The organism is Frankia sp. AgKG'84/4, from assembly GCF_023242965.2.
Taxonomy (GTDB): domain Bacteria; phylum Actinomycetota; class Actinomycetes; order Frankiales; family Frankiaceae; genus Frankia.
Map to the genome: position 1 here is coordinate 1 of NZ_JALKFU020000081.1, position 14,158 is coordinate 14,158.

General features: G+C 68.7%; 14 protein-coding genes. 9 read left to right on the plus strand and 5 right to left on the minus strand.

The features are described 5' to 3' along the window. Positions 1 to 219, plus strand: a 219-nt coding sequence (locus MXD58_RS08155; RefSeq protein WP_250609161.1) for a hypothetical protein, incomplete at its 5' end; no start/stop codon positions are given. A gap of 92 nt (positions 220 to 311) precedes the next feature. On the opposite strand, the gene MXD58_RS08160 is transcribed toward MXD58_RS08155, so the two are convergent. The 4 genes from MXD58_RS08160 to MXD58_RS08175 all read right to left on the minus strand — a co-directional run bounded on the left by MXD58_RS08160 (position 312) and on the right by MXD58_RS08175 (position 5,183). Beyond that, positions 312 to 1,592, minus strand: a complete 1,281-nt coding sequence (locus MXD58_RS08160) for an NAD(P)/FAD-dependent oxidoreductase (protein ID WP_248838337.1) — start codon at positions 1,590 to 1,592, stop codon at positions 312 to 314. Positions 1,593 to 1,752: 160 nt separating this feature from the next. Next, positions 1,753 to 2,499, minus strand: coding sequence for a succinate dehydrogenase/fumarate reductase iron-sulfur subunit (locus MXD58_RS08165; RefSeq protein ID WP_248838338.1), 747 nt, complete (start codon positions 2,497 to 2,499; stop codon positions 1,753 to 1,755). A gap of 63 nt (positions 2,500 to 2,562) precedes the next feature. Beyond that, positions 2,563 to 4,500 (minus strand): fumarate reductase/succinate dehydrogenase flavoprotein subunit, encoded by a 1,938-nt coding sequence (locus tag MXD58_RS08170; protein WP_248838339.1) that lies wholly within the window; start codon positions 4,498 to 4,500, stop codon positions 2,563 to 2,565. Between the two features lie 17 nt (positions 4,501 to 4,517). After that, a complete protein-coding gene (locus tag MXD58_RS08175; protein ID WP_284678046.1) occupies positions 4,518 to 5,183 on the minus strand; it encodes a succinate dehydrogenase cytochrome b subunit in 666 nt (221 codons plus the stop codon). Between the two features lie 167 nt (positions 5,184 to 5,350). On the opposite strand from MXD58_RS08175, the gene MXD58_RS08180 reads away from it, so the two are divergent. Continuing rightward, entirely contained in the window at positions 5,351 to 6,430 is a 1,080-nt protein-coding gene (locus MXD58_RS08180; protein WP_248838340.1) for a LysR family transcriptional regulator, read from the plus strand. Positions 6,431 to 6,548: 118 nt separating this feature from the next. Here the strand turns inward: MXD58_RS08180 and MXD58_RS08185 are convergent, their stop codons facing one another. Continuing rightward, entirely contained in the window at positions 6,549 to 6,722 is a 174-nt protein-coding gene (locus MXD58_RS08185) for a hypothetical protein (protein WP_248838341.1), read from the minus strand. Between the two features lie 186 nt (positions 6,723 to 6,908). Here MXD58_RS08185 and MXD58_RS08190 point away from each other — a divergent pair, with 186 nt between their 5' ends. From MXD58_RS08190 to MXD58_RS08220, 7 genes are all read left to right on the plus strand, one after another. Next, a complete protein-coding gene (locus MXD58_RS08190; RefSeq protein ID WP_248838342.1) occupies positions 6,909 to 7,700 on the plus strand; it encodes a GntR family transcriptional regulator in 792 nt (263 codons plus the stop codon). Beyond that, complete coding sequence (locus tag MXD58_RS08195; protein WP_248838343.1) at positions 7,697 to 8,359, plus strand: YdcF family protein; 663 nt, start codon at positions 7,697 to 7,699, stop codon at positions 8,357 to 8,359. The genes MXD58_RS08190 and MXD58_RS08195 overlap by 4 nt, the downstream gene beginning before the upstream one ends. Positions 8,360 to 8,368: 9 nt before the next feature. Next, positions 8,369 to 8,557: a hypothetical protein gene (locus MXD58_RS08200; RefSeq protein ID WP_250609162.1), complete on the plus strand. Its 189-nt coding sequence runs from the start codon at positions 8,369 to 8,371 to the stop codon at positions 8,555 to 8,557. A gap of 9 nt (positions 8,558 to 8,566) precedes the next feature. Beyond that, on the plus strand, positions 8,567 to 9,829 hold the full coding sequence (locus MXD58_RS08205) for an AAA family ATPase (RefSeq protein WP_248838344.1): 1,263 nt from the start codon (positions 8,567 to 8,569) through the stop codon (positions 9,827 to 9,829). A gap of 4 nt (positions 9,830 to 9,833) precedes the next feature. Beyond that, positions 9,834 to 10,787, plus strand: a complete 954-nt coding sequence (locus tag MXD58_RS08210; RefSeq protein ID WP_248838345.1) for a hypothetical protein — start codon at positions 9,834 to 9,836, stop codon at positions 10,785 to 10,787. After that, complete coding sequence (locus MXD58_RS08215; protein ID WP_248838346.1) at positions 10,787 to 12,478, plus strand: DUF262 domain-containing protein; 1,692 nt, start codon at positions 10,787 to 10,789, stop codon at positions 12,476 to 12,478. The genes MXD58_RS08210 and MXD58_RS08215 overlap by 1 nt, the downstream gene beginning before the upstream one ends. Before the next feature lie 216 nt (positions 12,479 to 12,694). Beyond that, a complete protein-coding gene (locus tag MXD58_RS08220; protein WP_248838347.1) occupies positions 12,695 to 14,029 on the plus strand; it encodes an alkaline phosphatase PhoX in 1,335 nt (444 codons plus the stop codon). The last annotated feature ends 129 nt before the right edge of the window (positions 14,030 to 14,158 follow it).

Sequence of the window (14,158 nt, forward strand, 5' to 3'; positions counted from 1 at the left end):
CCCGGCGCAGACGGGGGGCGCGCCGGGGGGCCCCCCCCCCCCCCGCCCGCCGCCCCCCCCCCCCCCCCCCCCCCCCCCCCCCCCCCCCCCCCCCCCACCACCAGGCACCGCTCAGCACCACCAGGCACCGCTCAGCACCACCAGGCACCGCTCAGCACCACCAGCGCGACTAGCGTGACCGATGCCCAGCACCGCGGTCACCTCGCGAAGCACAGCTGAGGCGATGACCGCGGCGGCCGTCCCCATCCCGCGTGGGGGCGGCCATCGCCGTGTCCGGGCCGGGGCCGAGGTCCGGGCGGTCGCCCTGGCGGTCAGCGCAACGGGTCGAATGGCGCGAGCTCGGGGAGCTGGGCACCGGTGACGACGGTCTCGGCGAGCAGCCGCCCGGTGACCGGTCCCAGCGTGATGCCCCACATGCCGTGCCCGCCGGCGACGAACACCCGCTCCGAGCTGGTCCGACCGATCAACGGCAGGCCGTCTGGCGTGCAGGGCCGCGGCCCCACCCACTCGTCCGCGCGGCGCTCGAGGTCGACGCCGTGGAGCAGGCCGCGGGTCGCCTCGACGACGGCCCGGATCCGGCGCGGGTCCGGCGGGGCGTCCGGCCAGCGGAACTCCATCATGCCGGCGACGCGCAGCCCGCCGGCGAGGGGCGTGCAGGCCACCCGGGAGGCGGGGAAGTAGATCGGCCCGCCCGGCGGACGGCCGGTCGCGACCCGGAAGCTGTACCCGCGGCCGGCCTGCACGGGCAGGCGGACTCCGAACTGCCGGGCCAGTCGCGGCAGCCACGCCCCGGTGGCGAGCACCACCGCCGCGTAGTCCTCGCCGGCGGGGGCCCGGCCGAGCACCTCCACCCGGTCGCCCACCGGCCGCAGGCCGTCGACCGGGGCGGACTCGTGGACGATCCCGCCGCGGTCCCGCACGGCGTCGGCGAGCGCGGCGACGAGCCGCCCGGGATCGCAGAAGCGCTGGCCGTGCACGGACAGGACGTGCCGGACCCGTTCGCCGAGCAACGGTTCCGCCCGCCGGGCGACGTCCGCGTCGAGGACGTCGGCCTCGACGGGCTGGCCGGCCGCCCGCACCCCGTCGAGTTCGGTGAGCAGGGCGTCGAGGTCGGCGCGGCGCTGGTAGGCGGCGAGGAACGGCGCGGCGGGCGTGGGGGCGGCGGCCACGCCGCCGGCGGCGAGCGCGTCGAAGGCGGCCAGCGACGCGCGGGTGAGAGGGGCGAGGGCGCGCATGGCGTGCTGCCAGTGCCGGTGGGTGCTGTGCCGGACGAAACCAGCGACGAACCGCGCGAGCTGCGTGTCGGCGACGGGCGGGAGGAAAATCGGCGAGTCGGCCCGCCAGAGGACTCGCAGCCCGTAACGCAGCACGGCCGGGTCGGGCAGCGGGGTGGCGAGACCGGGGGTCAGCCAGCCGGCGTTGCCCCAGGAGGAGCCGGGGCCCGTCGGGGCCGGCCCGGCGGTCAGCTCATCCCGGTCGAACACGGTCACCGAGACGCCGTGCTCCTGCAGGAACCAGGCGACGGACAGACCGACCATTCCACCGCCGACCACGGCCACCTGGTCGGGGACACCCCGCGTCTGCCCGCTCACCTACGTCAGTGTGCGCCCGTTAGGGGCGGGATGCCGGTTCATCGCCGCGGGCCCCCGGCCGGCGGTCCGCACCCGCCCGGTGGGGCTCGGTGAACGGGACCCGTGCCGGGCAGGCGTGGCCGCCCCAGCGCGGCCACTGCCTCGCTGGGGCGGCCGGCGACTACTTGCGCCCGAGGGAGGCGCGCAGGTACTCGCGGTTGAGCGTGGCGATGCTGTCCAGCGGGATGCCCTTGGGGCACGCCACCGTGCACTCGCCGCTGTTCGTGCAGCCGCCGAAGCCCTCGGCGTCCATCGCCTCGACGAGGTTGAGCACCCGCTCGGCCCGCTCGGGGCCGCCCTGCGGCAGCAGGTTGAGGTGCGTCACCTTCGCCGAGGTGAACAGCATCGCGGAGCCGTTCGGGCAGGCCGCGATACAGGCCCCGCAGCCGATGCAGGTGGCGTTGTCGAACGCGGTGTCCGCGACCGGCTTCGGCACCGGGGTGGAGTGCGCCTCGGGGGCGCTACCGGTCGGCGCGCTGATGTAGCCACCGGCCTGGATGATCCGGTCGAGGCCGGAGCGGTCGACCATCAGGTCCTTGACGACCCCGAAGGCGACCGAGCGCCACGGCTCGACGTCGATCACGTCGCCGTCGGCGAACGAGCGGACGTGCAGCTGGCAGGTGGTGGTCCGCTCGCGCGGGCCGTGGGCCTGGCCGTTGATGACCACGCCGCAGGCACCGCAGATGCCCTCCCGACAGTCGTGGTCGAACGTCACCGGGTCGTCGCCCTCGAGGGTGAGCCGCTCGTTGAGCACGTCGAGCAGTTCGAGGAAGGACATGTCCGGGTTGGCGTCGGGCACCTCGTAGGCCACCATGCGGCCGGGTTCGGCCGGGCCGGCCTGGCGCCAGATCCGCAGGGTGAGCTTCACGTTCCGCTCCTTGCGCTGTCGCGGTCGGATAGAGCTGGACTGATCATGTGTACTGCTCCCGCCTCAGGCGTAGTTGCGCTGGGCGAGGTGGACGTAGTCGAACTCCAGCGGCTCGCGGTGCAGGACCGGCGCCTGGTCGGTGCCGCCGAACTCCCACGCGCCGGCGTAGGCGAACCGGTCGTCGTCGCGGCGCGCCTCGCCGTCCGGGGTCTGGCTCTCGACCCGGAAGTGGCCGCCGCAGGACTCCTCGCGGTGCAGCGCGTCGACGCACATGAGCTCGCCGAGCTCGAGGAAGTCCGAGACCCGGTTCGCCCGCTCGAGGCTCTGGTTGACGTTGTCGCCGCTGCCCGGCACCTTCACCGAGCGCCAGAACTCCGCGCGCAGTTCCGGCAGCCGGCCCAGCGCCTTGCGCAGGCCGTCCTCGCTGCGGGCCATGCCGCACTCGTCCCACATGATCTCGCCGAGCTCGCGGTGGAACGAGTCCACGGTGCGGTCGCCGTTGATCGACAGGAGCTTGGTCAGCCGGCCGGTCGCCTCGTTGACGGTGTCGACGACCGCCGGGTGGCTCTCGTCGATCGTCTCGAACTTGTTCGTGGCGATGTAGTTGCCGAGCATCGGCGGCAGCACGAAGTAGCCGTCGGCGAGGCCCTGCATGAGCGCGCTCGCGCCGAGCCGGTTCGCGCCGTGGTCGGAGAAGTTCGCCTCGCCGACGACGAAACAACCCGGAATGGTGCTCTGCAGGTCGTAGTCCACCCACAGGCCGCCCATCGTGTAATGGACGGCGGGGTAGATCCGCATCGGGACCTTGTACGGGTCCTCGCCGGTGATCCGGTCGTACATCTCGAACAGGTTGCCGTACTTCTCACGGACCTGGTCCTCGCCGAGACGCCGGATGGCGTCGGCGAAGTCGAGGTAGACGCCCAGGCCACCGGGGCCGACGCCGCGGCCCAGGTCGCACTGGTTCTTCGCGGCACGCGAGGCGATGTCGCGGGGGACCAGGTTGCCGAAGCCCGGGTAGATGCGCTCGAGGTAGTAGTCGCGCTCAGCCTCGGGAATCTGGTCCGGGGAGCGCGTGTCGCCGGCGTTCTTCGGCACCCAGATCCGGCCGTCGTTACGCAGCGACTCACTCATCAGGGTGAGCTTCGACTGGTAGTCGCCGGACCGCGGGATACACGTGGGGTGAATCTGCGTGTAGCACGGATTGGCGAAGTACGCGCCGCGCCGGTGGGCCCGCCAGATCGCGCTCGCGTTGGAGTTCTTCGCGTTCGTCGACAGGTAGAACACGTTGCCGTAGCCGCCGGTGGCGAGCACGACCGCGTCGGCGATGTACGTCGAGATCTGCCCGGTGACCAGGTCGCGGGCGACGATGCCGCGGGCGCGGCCGTCGATCACGATCAGGTCGAGCATCTCGGTGCGCTCGTGCATCTCGATGTTGCCGGCGTCGATCTGGCGCGACAGCGCCTGGTAGGCGCCGATCAGCAGCTGCTGACCCGTCTGACCACGGGCGTAGAACGTCCGGGCGACCTGCACGCCGCCGAACGAGCGGGTGTCGAGCAGGCCGCCGTACTCGCGGGCGAACGGCACGCCCTGCGCGACGCACTGGTCGATGATCTGCGTCGAGGTCTGCGCCAGCCGGTAGACGTTCGACTCCCGGGCACGGAAGTCGCCGCCCTTCACCGTGTCGTAGAACAGCCGGTAGACCGAGTCACCGTCGTTGCGGTAGTTCTTCGCGGCATTGATGCCGCCCTGCGCGGCGATGGAGTGCGCGCGCCGCGGCGAGTCCTGGTAGCAGAACTGGATGACGCGGTAGCCCTGCTCGGCCAGCGTCGCCCCGGCCGCCCCGCCGGCGAGTCCCGTGCCGACGACGATGACGGAGTGCCGGCGGCGGTTCGCCGGGTTGACGAGCTTGGCATCGAAGCGGCGCCGGTCCCAGCGCTGCTCGATCGGGACGTCGGGCGCGGTGGTGTCGGCGATGTCGTCGCCGAGCGTGTAGAACGTCATGTCAGCCTTCTTCGTTCTCAGTCCACAAGCCCGGCGAGGACCGCGATCGGAACGACCAGGAATCCCGCAGTGAGAAAGACGGCGAGTCCGGTCGCTACGTTGCGGAAGAGGCGGTCACGGCTTGGCCGGTTCGCCCCGATTGTCTGGGCGGCGCTCCAGAAACCGTGCTGGATGTGCAGTCCCAGGGAGATCATGGCGAGGATGTAGATCGCCGTGACCCACCACACACTGAAACTCGACACCACATTGTCGTAGGCGGCGCCCTCGACCCCGTGCCGGTTCAGCGTGAGGGTGGTGAAGTCAAGGATGTGATAAATGATGAAAAGCCCGAGGGTGATGCCGCCGTAACGCATCACATGCGTTGCGTAGTTGGCCTTGGGCCGCTGGTGGTGCGAGTACTTCGTCGGCCGGGCCTTCTGATCGCGCCGGCTGAGCTGGTACGCCGAGGTCGCGTGGAGTACCACCGCGAGCACCAGAACGAACCGCTGGATCCACAAATACCAGGCTCCGTGCAGGACCGGTTCCCCGATCGTGCGCAGCCAGCCGGCATAGTGATCAAACTCGGTACGGCCGTAGAAGATCTTCAGGTTCCCGAGCATGTGAACGATCAGGAACAGCAACATGAGCAGACCGGTGACGGCCATCACGGCCTTCTTGCCGATCGTTGAACGCCAGAAGTTCAACGGGGCGAAGGAGGACCGCACGGGCCGCGGAGGCCGCTTGGCGGGAGCCGATCGCGTCGGGGTTGATACAGCCACGCCCGCACCCTAGAGCCGCGCCGTCCAGAGGTCCAAGACATGATAAAGCTCGAGTCCATAGCCCAACGCTATGGAGGTCTACGCTAGGCCAGGTGCAGCTCCACCAGCTCGCCTATTTCGTCGCTGTCGCGGAGACCCGGCATTTCACCCGGGCCGCGCAGCGGATGCATGTGGCGCAACCCTCATTGTCCCAACAGGTTCGGGCGCTCGAACAGGAGTTGGGAGCACCACTGTTCAACCGCGCCCGCGGCAACATCAGCCTCACCGCCGCCGGCGAGACCCTGCTGCCTCTCGCTCGCCGTATCCTCGCGGACACGGAGACGGCACGCCAGCGCGTCACCGAGCTGCTCGACCTGCGCCACGGCACCGTCCGCCTGGGCGCCACGCCCAGCATGCTCACCGGCTTCCTGCCCGACGTGCTGCGGCTGTTTCACCAGCGCTACCCCGGCATCCGGCTGCTCGTCGAGGAGGGCGGCTCCCGCGACCTCGTCCGCGACCTCGCCGCCGGCGGCCTCGACCTGGCCCTGATCATCCTGCCGTTGCAGAGTTCCGACCCGGCACTGGCCACCTCTGCGCTGCTGCGGGAAAGCCTGGTGCTCGTCTCGTCCCGGGACGAACCGCCGCTGGTCACCGGCCGCCACCTGGAAGTCGGTGACCTGCGCAGCCACCCGCTGGTGATGTTCCGCCGCGGCTACGAGCTGCGCGACGCCACCGTCGCCGCCTGCCGCGAAGCCGGCTTCGACCCGACGTTCGCCATCGAAGGCGGCGAGATGGACGCCGTCCTCGGCTTCGTCGCCGCCGGCCTCGGCTCCGCGGTCATCCCGAGCATGGTCGCCCGTCGCCTCGGCATGCGCGTCACCCCGTTCGTGCCCCCCGGCCTGCAACGCACCATCGGCCTGGCACGCCGCCGCGACGTCGAACCCACCCGCGCCGCCGTCGAACTCCAACGCGCCCTGTGGGAGTACCTGCGCGACACCGCCGCCGCCGGCAACCTCCCCGTCGGCACCCGCCTCCTACGCGGCCCCATCGCCCCCGGAGCGCCAGCCGCGGACGCCGACTGCCCCCCGGGTCTGGCCGCCGCCACGCCGAACGCCCCGGATCCGACAGCCATCACCGACCTACTCGACATCGGCACCTCCGAGCAACCCGCATCGGGCCTGTCCTCGCCCTGACCGGGCTTGCGGCCGTGCCCGGCCGAGGTGACACCTCCACCAGCAAGATCGCCGGGACGCCCGCCAACGACCGTTCTGATGACTGCTCGAAGTCGGGAGCGCCTACCTGCCGATCACGTCACTGCGGGCTGTGCACGCACAGCATCGGGGCCACCAGCCAGTCCCGAAGGCGCCTGTCTCGGGCGTGTCCTTCCGCGGCCGAGGGAGTGGCGAACGGGCCGATCAGTCCCTCCAGCCGCCGCTCCGGACCGAACGTCGCGACTCCCCACTGCACCCCCGGCGCGAACGACACCCCGCCACCCGGCGTGTCGGCATCCGCCCCTTCCCCGCACCTGGTCACAACCCAGCCCACTTTCGAGATGCCGACCGTCCGCCGGGCTTCGCGTCCGCTCGACGTCCACCTTCCTAGGTAGGTTCCAGGCTGCCTCGCGTTGCGGGGTAGGTCAAGAGCTTCCTAGGAAGGACTTACACTCGCCTGATGAGCGGTAGGCGCGGAGCTTCTGACCGGATCTGGGTCGATCTTCGCGAGGAGATCACGTCGGGACGCCTGGGCCCGGACGCGGCGCTGCCGTCCACCGCCGAGCTGGCGCGGCAGTATGGCGTCGCGTCCGAAACCGCGCGGCTCGCCGTCACCCGCCTCAAGGAGGAGGGGCTGGTCAGCGGTCGTACGGGCGCCGGGGTGTACGTCCGGTCCAGGCCGCCGCTGCGGCGGCTGGGAATCGACCGGTACGACAAGGCCAAGTGGCGTAATGCCGATCTGGTCGCCTTCGCCGCCGACCGGGTCGCTTCCGGTCGCGCCTGGGCGCCGGGCGACCAGACGCAGACCGTCCGACGAGTCCCCGCGTCGGACGACGTCGCCGAAGCGCTGGGGGTCGCCCCGGACAGCGAGGTCTACGAACGCGCCCGCATCGTCCGTGACCAGGACAGACCGACCCACACGCTGACCAGCTACTACCGGCCAGATCACGTCGGGGGCACGCGCCTGACTGACGACAGTCCCGGCCCCGCCGGACCGGGAGGTGGCTTCCGTGTCCTCTACGAGCGGGGCCTGGAACCCGACGCGGTCGAGGAAACACTCGGCGCCCGGATGCCGACTCCGGACGAGGCGACGACGCTCGATCTCCCGCCCGGCGAACCCATCGTCGAACTGCACCGGACGACCTTCACCGCCGATGGCACACCGGTGGAGTACGCGATCGGCGTCCACGCGGCCTCCCAGTTCGCCTGGAGCTACCGGTTCCCGATACCCGACTCCGGCGACCTGGCATGACCGCTGTCGCCGCCATCCCCACGGAACTGCGCGGCGCGGTCGAGGTGCTCTGGAGTTATCACGACATGCACCACGACCTGGGTCCCACCGACGTCGGCGTGGGCCTCGGCAGCCATGACCTCGGCGTGGCCACCTGCACGGCTGACCTGTATCACCGCGCCCTGTTTCCCAGGATCGTGTTCACCGGCGCGAACGCGCCGACCACCGTCGAACGATTCCCGCGCGGCGAAGCCGTTCACTACCGCGAACACGCGCTCACCCTCGACGTTCCCGACTCGGCCATCCTCGTCGAACCGACCGCCCGCAACACCGGCGAGAACATCACCCGGACCCGAGATCTCCTCGCCGCCCACGGCCTCACCCTGACGTCCATCACCCTGATCTCGCGGCCCTACCAGCAACGCCGCGCCTACGCCACCTGCCGAAAACTGTGGCCTGAGGTCACCGTCCAGTGCGCGTCCCACCCCATGAGCCTCGACGACTACGTCACCGGCATCGGCGACGCCCACCGCGTCATGGCCATGCTCGCCGGCGACACCCAACGTATCTGGCTCTACGCCGACCGCGGCTTTGCCATCGCCCAGCCCGTGCCCGACGACGTGCACCATGCCTACCGGGACCTGGTCAACGCAGGTCACACCAGCCGTCTCATAACCTGATGAGCGAAAATGCGATCACATGCCATCGACGGCTTCGTACCAGCACCCGCCGCCTGCGGCCTCATCGCCCCGACCCGCCGGGTGGTCGAGCGGGATGCGACCTGCGTGCCGGGTGTGCCACGGATGATCGGCGGCGATCGGTTGCTCAACGCCGATCTTGTACGTGATCGTAACGGAGGCCACGGGAAGCACCGCTAGGCTTGTGACATGTCGCTCGTCGCACTCACGGTGGAGAGGTACAAGTGCTTCGATCGCGGCCAGACGCTTGAACTGCGTCCGGTGACGGTCCTGCTCGGCCGGAACAACTCCGGCAAGAGCGCGCTTGCCCGGCTGCCCGCACTTCTGGAGACCGGGCTGCGCACCGGATCACCGGCGCCCCTGGAACCAGATGCTCTTGATTTTGAGATCGCCGGGGGCTTTACGGATCTCATTTTCGGCCAGCGACCGCACGGCAAGGTGACGTTCGGTCTCCACTTCGATACCGCCGAACTCGGCGCGTTTGAGATAAAAGCGGGTATTCAAAATATCGACGAGGTTCAGCTGCAGGTAGTGAGCGACTTCCACCTGACCGTGCCCGGACGAGATCTGGACATCTCGTGGACATGGAACATCGACGATCCCCGAAATCCGACCTGGCGGTTCACTGGTCCGGAACCCTGGGGTCCCGTAATGAGCGATGTTGCCTTCCGTGGGATCCTACCCCGCCCGCGTGATTCGCTCAATGGTCATCTCTGGCTTTCCTATCTCGAAGAAGTGCGACAGCTGTATCCGTCGATCAGATATGTAGGCCCTTTCCGTGAGCGGCCGGCAAGGTACTATCGCATGCCGACGCGCTCACCCCAGGTCGCGGGCGTGCTCGGCGAGAAGGCGCCGCTGATCCTGGCGGATGATGTCGCTCGTGGCAATGGCCACCTGCTCGCCGCCGTCAACGACTATCTTCGCCAGGAGCTGCCCGGCTGGTCGCTTGCCGTGGACCAGCGTAGCAACCTGTTCTCGCTGGTGCTGACCTCGAACGCAGACCCGGGTGTGCAGGTCAATTTGGCCGACACGGGTACAGGAGTGGCCCAGGTGCTGCCCATTCTTGTGCAGCGGACCATCGACAGCCTTTCTTCGGGACGGTCCCGGCCTGTCCTCGAAGTGGTGGAGCAGCCCGAGCTCCACCTGCATCCTGCGGCGCACGCGGCACTGGCTGACCTGTACCTGGCTGGATCCGCCGACAATCGCTGCCGGTTCCTCATCGAGACGCACAGCGAGACGTTCGTACTTCGGCTGCGCCGCCGGGTGGCTCAGGGCAAGATTTCGCCAGACCAGATCGCGCTGTACTATGTCGAACACAATGGCCAGTCCGCAGATCTCCACCGTATCGAGCTGGACGACCTGGGGAATGTGGCGAACTGGCCGGACGGTGTCTTCTCGGAAGACTACCAGGAGGTGCGCGCGCTTGCCGCTGCGCAGAACGAGCGGACCTGACCACGTGCGAATCCTGTCCGACCCGGACGTCTTCCTCGATGACGAGTTGTTCGAGACGTTGATCGCCTTCATGGCCATGGTGATCGAGGGACGTCATCTCTGGGATGTTGATCCCCTCAGTGCGGAACGCGCCGCTGACTACTTCGGGCGTCATGCGCCAACGAGAGCCCAGGCTTATCGCCAGCTCACCGAGAAAAGTGTCACGGCCGGCGTGTACCGGTCGCGGGGTCAGGACAATCGGCCGACGATCACAGCGACTGCGGCGCGCGCTATGGTGGCAGATCTCCTCCGACCCGCGCTGGTGATCCTGGAGAACCAGGAGTCGGATGGTCTGCTGCTCCGCGCCGTGTTCCGGGCCTTCGGCCGGGTCGATCTCATCGACGCGCTCGAGCGGGGATGGCTTCTCTTCCGGCATGCGGGGGGAGGTGGCGCGATGTTCAGGAAGACCGCCATGGAGGCTGCTCGTGAATATGTCGAAGTTGTACGTCTCTGTGGCGTCCTCGACAGTGATCGACGGGTTCCCAGTGCTCGAACCAGCCAGCATGATCATGCCGGGGAGATTTCTGCGCACGGTATTGCGATTCACGTGCTTGAGTTTCGGGAGGCGGAGAACTACATTCCACCCGCGGCGCTGTCCAGGGTGATGGACGGTGGTCATCACTCCGTGGTGGCCGCTGCGGTCGCGCGGCTGACCTCTGACCAGCGTGGAGTCTTCGACATGAAGGCCGGCTTCTTCGACTCGAGGAAGAAGCGCATTATCATCAGAGATGAGCAGCTGCCCCTGTTCGGTACCCTGAGCGCCGCTGACCTCCAGGAGTTGGGTCGCGGGTTCGGTCCTAAGGTCATGAACTGCCTGAGTGGTCCTCCACCGCTTGGCATAGCGGACTTTGCTGATCTTGGCCCTGATGTCCAGCCCGAGCTTGAGAGGCTTCTGGCGATGATCGATGAGGTGTTGTAGTGAAGATCATCCCGGGCTCGGTCGAGATGACAGTGAAGCCAGAGGTCCAGCTCCTCGGAGATGTCCTAAACCGGATAGCAAGTGGCAGCTGGCGGATACCTCGCTTCCAGCGTCCGTTCGTCTGGCGACCCGACCAGATGCTCGAGCTTTTCGATAGCCTGGAGCGGGGTTATCCGGTCGGCAGCCTCCTCGTCTGGCAGACGGATCTCGCGCTTCCGAGTCTGGACCGGGTGGGCGGTATCGCGGTTCCAGCTCCTCCGCCGGGAGTGCCAACGGCCTACGTTCTTGACGGCCATCAGCGGCTTTCCACGCTTTTTGGCACCCTGAGTGGTCCAGACGCTGCGCCAGACAGGCGCGGTGACGGCTGGATCTGGCATGTTTTTCGGGAGCTGGCGGACGGCCCCGGCGGAGAGACCGAACGGCGGCGGAACCGCTATCGCCACTGGAAAAAGGATCCCGTACCGGCGGACCTTCTCCCCATGCATTCGGTGATGCGTACGCTTGATTTCCTCGCATTTGCTCGCGGGCTCCAGGCTGAAATAGAGCCGATCGTGGGATCGCGCCGAGCTGGCGAAATGATCGACGAAGCCGAGCAGGTTTCGCAGCGTATCAAGTCGTACCGATTCGCCGTCATCACTCTTGAGGGCGGAACGATGGAGCAGGCGGTCGAGGTCTTCTCCCGACTGAACAGCAAGGGAAGTGTGATCACGCCGCAGCAGATGGTATCGGCGCTGACCTACGACCAGGGCATCGAGGAAAGTCTCGGTGATCGCATCTCGTTGCTGTTGGAGAATCTCGGCGACCGAGGATTTTCTGACATATCTTCCAGCACCGTGTTCCGTGCGGTGCTGGCTGTGTCAGGTGAGGAAGACGTCCAGACGGTCCGATGGGGAAGTCTTGCTGCTCGCATGAAGGGGCTTCTTGCCATCGCTGTGGGGCTGGCCGAGGCCGCGATGGGCCTGGCTGTCGATTTTCTTCGTGGCGATGTCGGGGTGCCGCATGCCCGACTCGTGCCCTACAGCATCCAGATTCTCCTGCTGACTGTGTTCTTCAATGAATGCCCCGAGCCCGATGAGCGTCAGCGATCGGTTCTCGTGCGGTGGTTCTGGTCGACCTCGTGGTCCGGATTTTTTGCAAGTGCCAACTCGACTCAGGTCAAGATTTATCTCGCTGCCATGAAGGAGTTCGCGCACGGTGGCCGGGACCCGCATGGTGCCGACGAGGACGCGCGGCCCTTTCCGGACCGTTTCGACACCCGTAGCGCCCGGGTTCGGACACTGCTGCTCTGGGAGCTTCAGGAGTTCCCCGCTCGCCTCGATGTTGGCGGCCGGAGTTTCAACCCAATTGACATACTCGTTAACGTAGACACAAAAGCGTATCGCCACGTCGTCACCTCAAATCTGAACGAACGTGCCGAGCAGAGTCCGGCCAACCGCCTCATCCTACCGACGCCACCTGGCCGGTCGGTGCGCAGTGCGCTGCTGAGCCTGGAGCCGGAAGTGGCCGATCGGGTTCTGGCTAGTCATGGCATCCCGTTGGAGGCGTTGGAGATGCTGCGTGCCGGCGACGGTAGGGGCTTCATCCACAGCAGGGCCCGGTATCTGGCGCAGCGGGAGCGGGAGTTCATGCGCCGGCAGGGCCTTCGCCCGGCTGAGGAAATCGACAGCGCGACGGAGATCGATACCGAGTAGGCCGATCGCTGCCGGCCTTCTGGCGCCGGGATCGGATGACATACAGCCCAGCTGTCGGCGTGCCCTGCGGAAGCGTACGGTCCGACTCCGTATGCACGGAAGACGATCGGTCGGCTGTGCGTGTACTGACGTTCGCGGCGATGTTGATCCCTGGTCATCTGGAGCTGTGAGCGTTCGCTTCGGTGCCGTGGGACGCGGTACCGGAGGAGGAGACGCATGTCTGTGAACCGTCGTCAGATGCTGGCCGGGGCGGGGACCGTCGGGCTGGGATTCGCGCTGGCCGGATCGGTGGACGCCGTGTTCGCCGGGACCGCGAACGCCGCCACCCCCACGGCGTTCAAGGGTTACGGGGAGCTCGTCGCCGACCCCAAGGGAGTCATCGACCTGCCGAAGGGCTTCCGCTACGCCGTGTTCTCCCGGGCGGGCAAGGACACGCTGCCCGGTGGTGCGCCGGTACCCGCGTCGCACGACGGGATGCGGGCGTTCCCGGCCGGCTCGGGACGCAGCCTGCTGGTCCGTAACCACGAGCTGTCGCCGGGCACCAAGGACCCGGCGGTGCCGCAGTGGCCCACGCTCACCTACGACCCGGCCGCGCCGGGCGGCACGACAACGCTGGCCGTCGCCGGTGACAAGCTGCTCGCGCACCTGCCGAGCCTCGCCGGCACCTACCGCAACTGCGCGGGCGGCGGCACCCCGTGGAACACGTGGCTGTCCTGCGAGGAGACCGAGGCGACGCCCGCGACCGAGGCGGGCCTGACGAAGAAGCACGGCTACGTCTTCGAGGTCGACCCGTTCGCCCGGCTGCACGACTCCGCGCCGGTGCCGCTGACCGCGCTTGGCCGCTTCCCGCATGAGGCGGTCACGGTCGACCCGCGCACCGGCACGCTCTACCTCACCGAGGACGCGGCCAAGCCGTACGGCCTCGTCTACCGTTTCCAGCCGCGCCGGCCGCTCGGCGGGCCGGGCAGCCTGCGGGCCGGCGGGAAGCTGCAGGCGCTGCAGGTGCCGGACATCCGTGATCTATCCGCCATCCGCGACCTGGGCACGAAGCTGAGCGTGACCTGGGTGGACGTGCCGGACCCGGACGCCGCCACCGTCTCGGTGCGGGCCCAGATCGACAACGCGAAGGTCACCCGCGTCCCCAAGGCCGAGGGCATCTTCTGGTCGGCCGGGGTCGCCTACATCGTCTCCAGCTACGCGAAGACGTCCGACGGCGCGGCGACCGACCATTCCGGCCAGGTCTGGCGGTTCGACCCCAGGCGCTCGACGCTGGAGCTGGTCCTGCGCCTGGAGCCGGGCGGCCGCTTCGACGGCCCGGACAACATCACCGTCTCGCCGTTCGGCGGGATCGTGCTGTGCGAGGACGGCGACGGCGAGAACTACCTCGTCGCCCCCTCCGCCGACGGCACCCCGTACCCGCTGGCCCGCAACGCAGGCAGCGACAGCGAGTGGGCCGGCGCCACCTTCTCCGCCGACGGCCGCTGGCTGTACGCCAACGTCCAGGGTGACGGTCTGACCGTCGCGATCACTGGCCCGTGGTGGCGCGGTTGAGCCGACGCGGGTGACACGGTCGGGGGGGGGGGGGGGGGGGGGCCGCCCCCCCCCCCCCCCCGGCGCGCGCCCTGTTACAACCCCTTCAGTGGGGGGGGGGTGTCCCGGCAATGTCCCCTTTAACGGACG

Coding starts and splice junctions, on each gene's coding strand:
- MXD58_RS08170 (WP_248838339.1), bottom strand. CDS start 4,500: ATGACGTTCTACACGCTCGGCGACGACATCGCCGACACCACCGCGCCC.
- MXD58_RS08190 (WP_248838342.1), top strand. CDS start 6,909: ATGAGCGGTAGGCGCGGAGCTTCTGACCGGATCTGGGTCGATCTTCGC.
- MXD58_RS08195 (WP_248838343.1), top strand. CDS start 7,697: ATGACCGCTGTCGCCGCCATCCCCACGGAACTGCGCGGCGCGGTCGAG.
- MXD58_RS08200 (WP_250609162.1), top strand. CDS start 8,369: ATGCGATCACATGCCATCGACGGCTTCGTACCAGCACCCGCCGCCTGC.
- MXD58_RS08205 (WP_248838344.1), top strand. CDS start 8,567: ATGTCGCTCGTCGCACTCACGGTGGAGAGGTACAAGTGCTTCGATCGC.
- MXD58_RS08220 (WP_248838347.1), top strand. CDS start 12,695: ATGTCTGTGAACCGTCGTCAGATGCTGGCCGGGGCGGGGACCGTCGGG.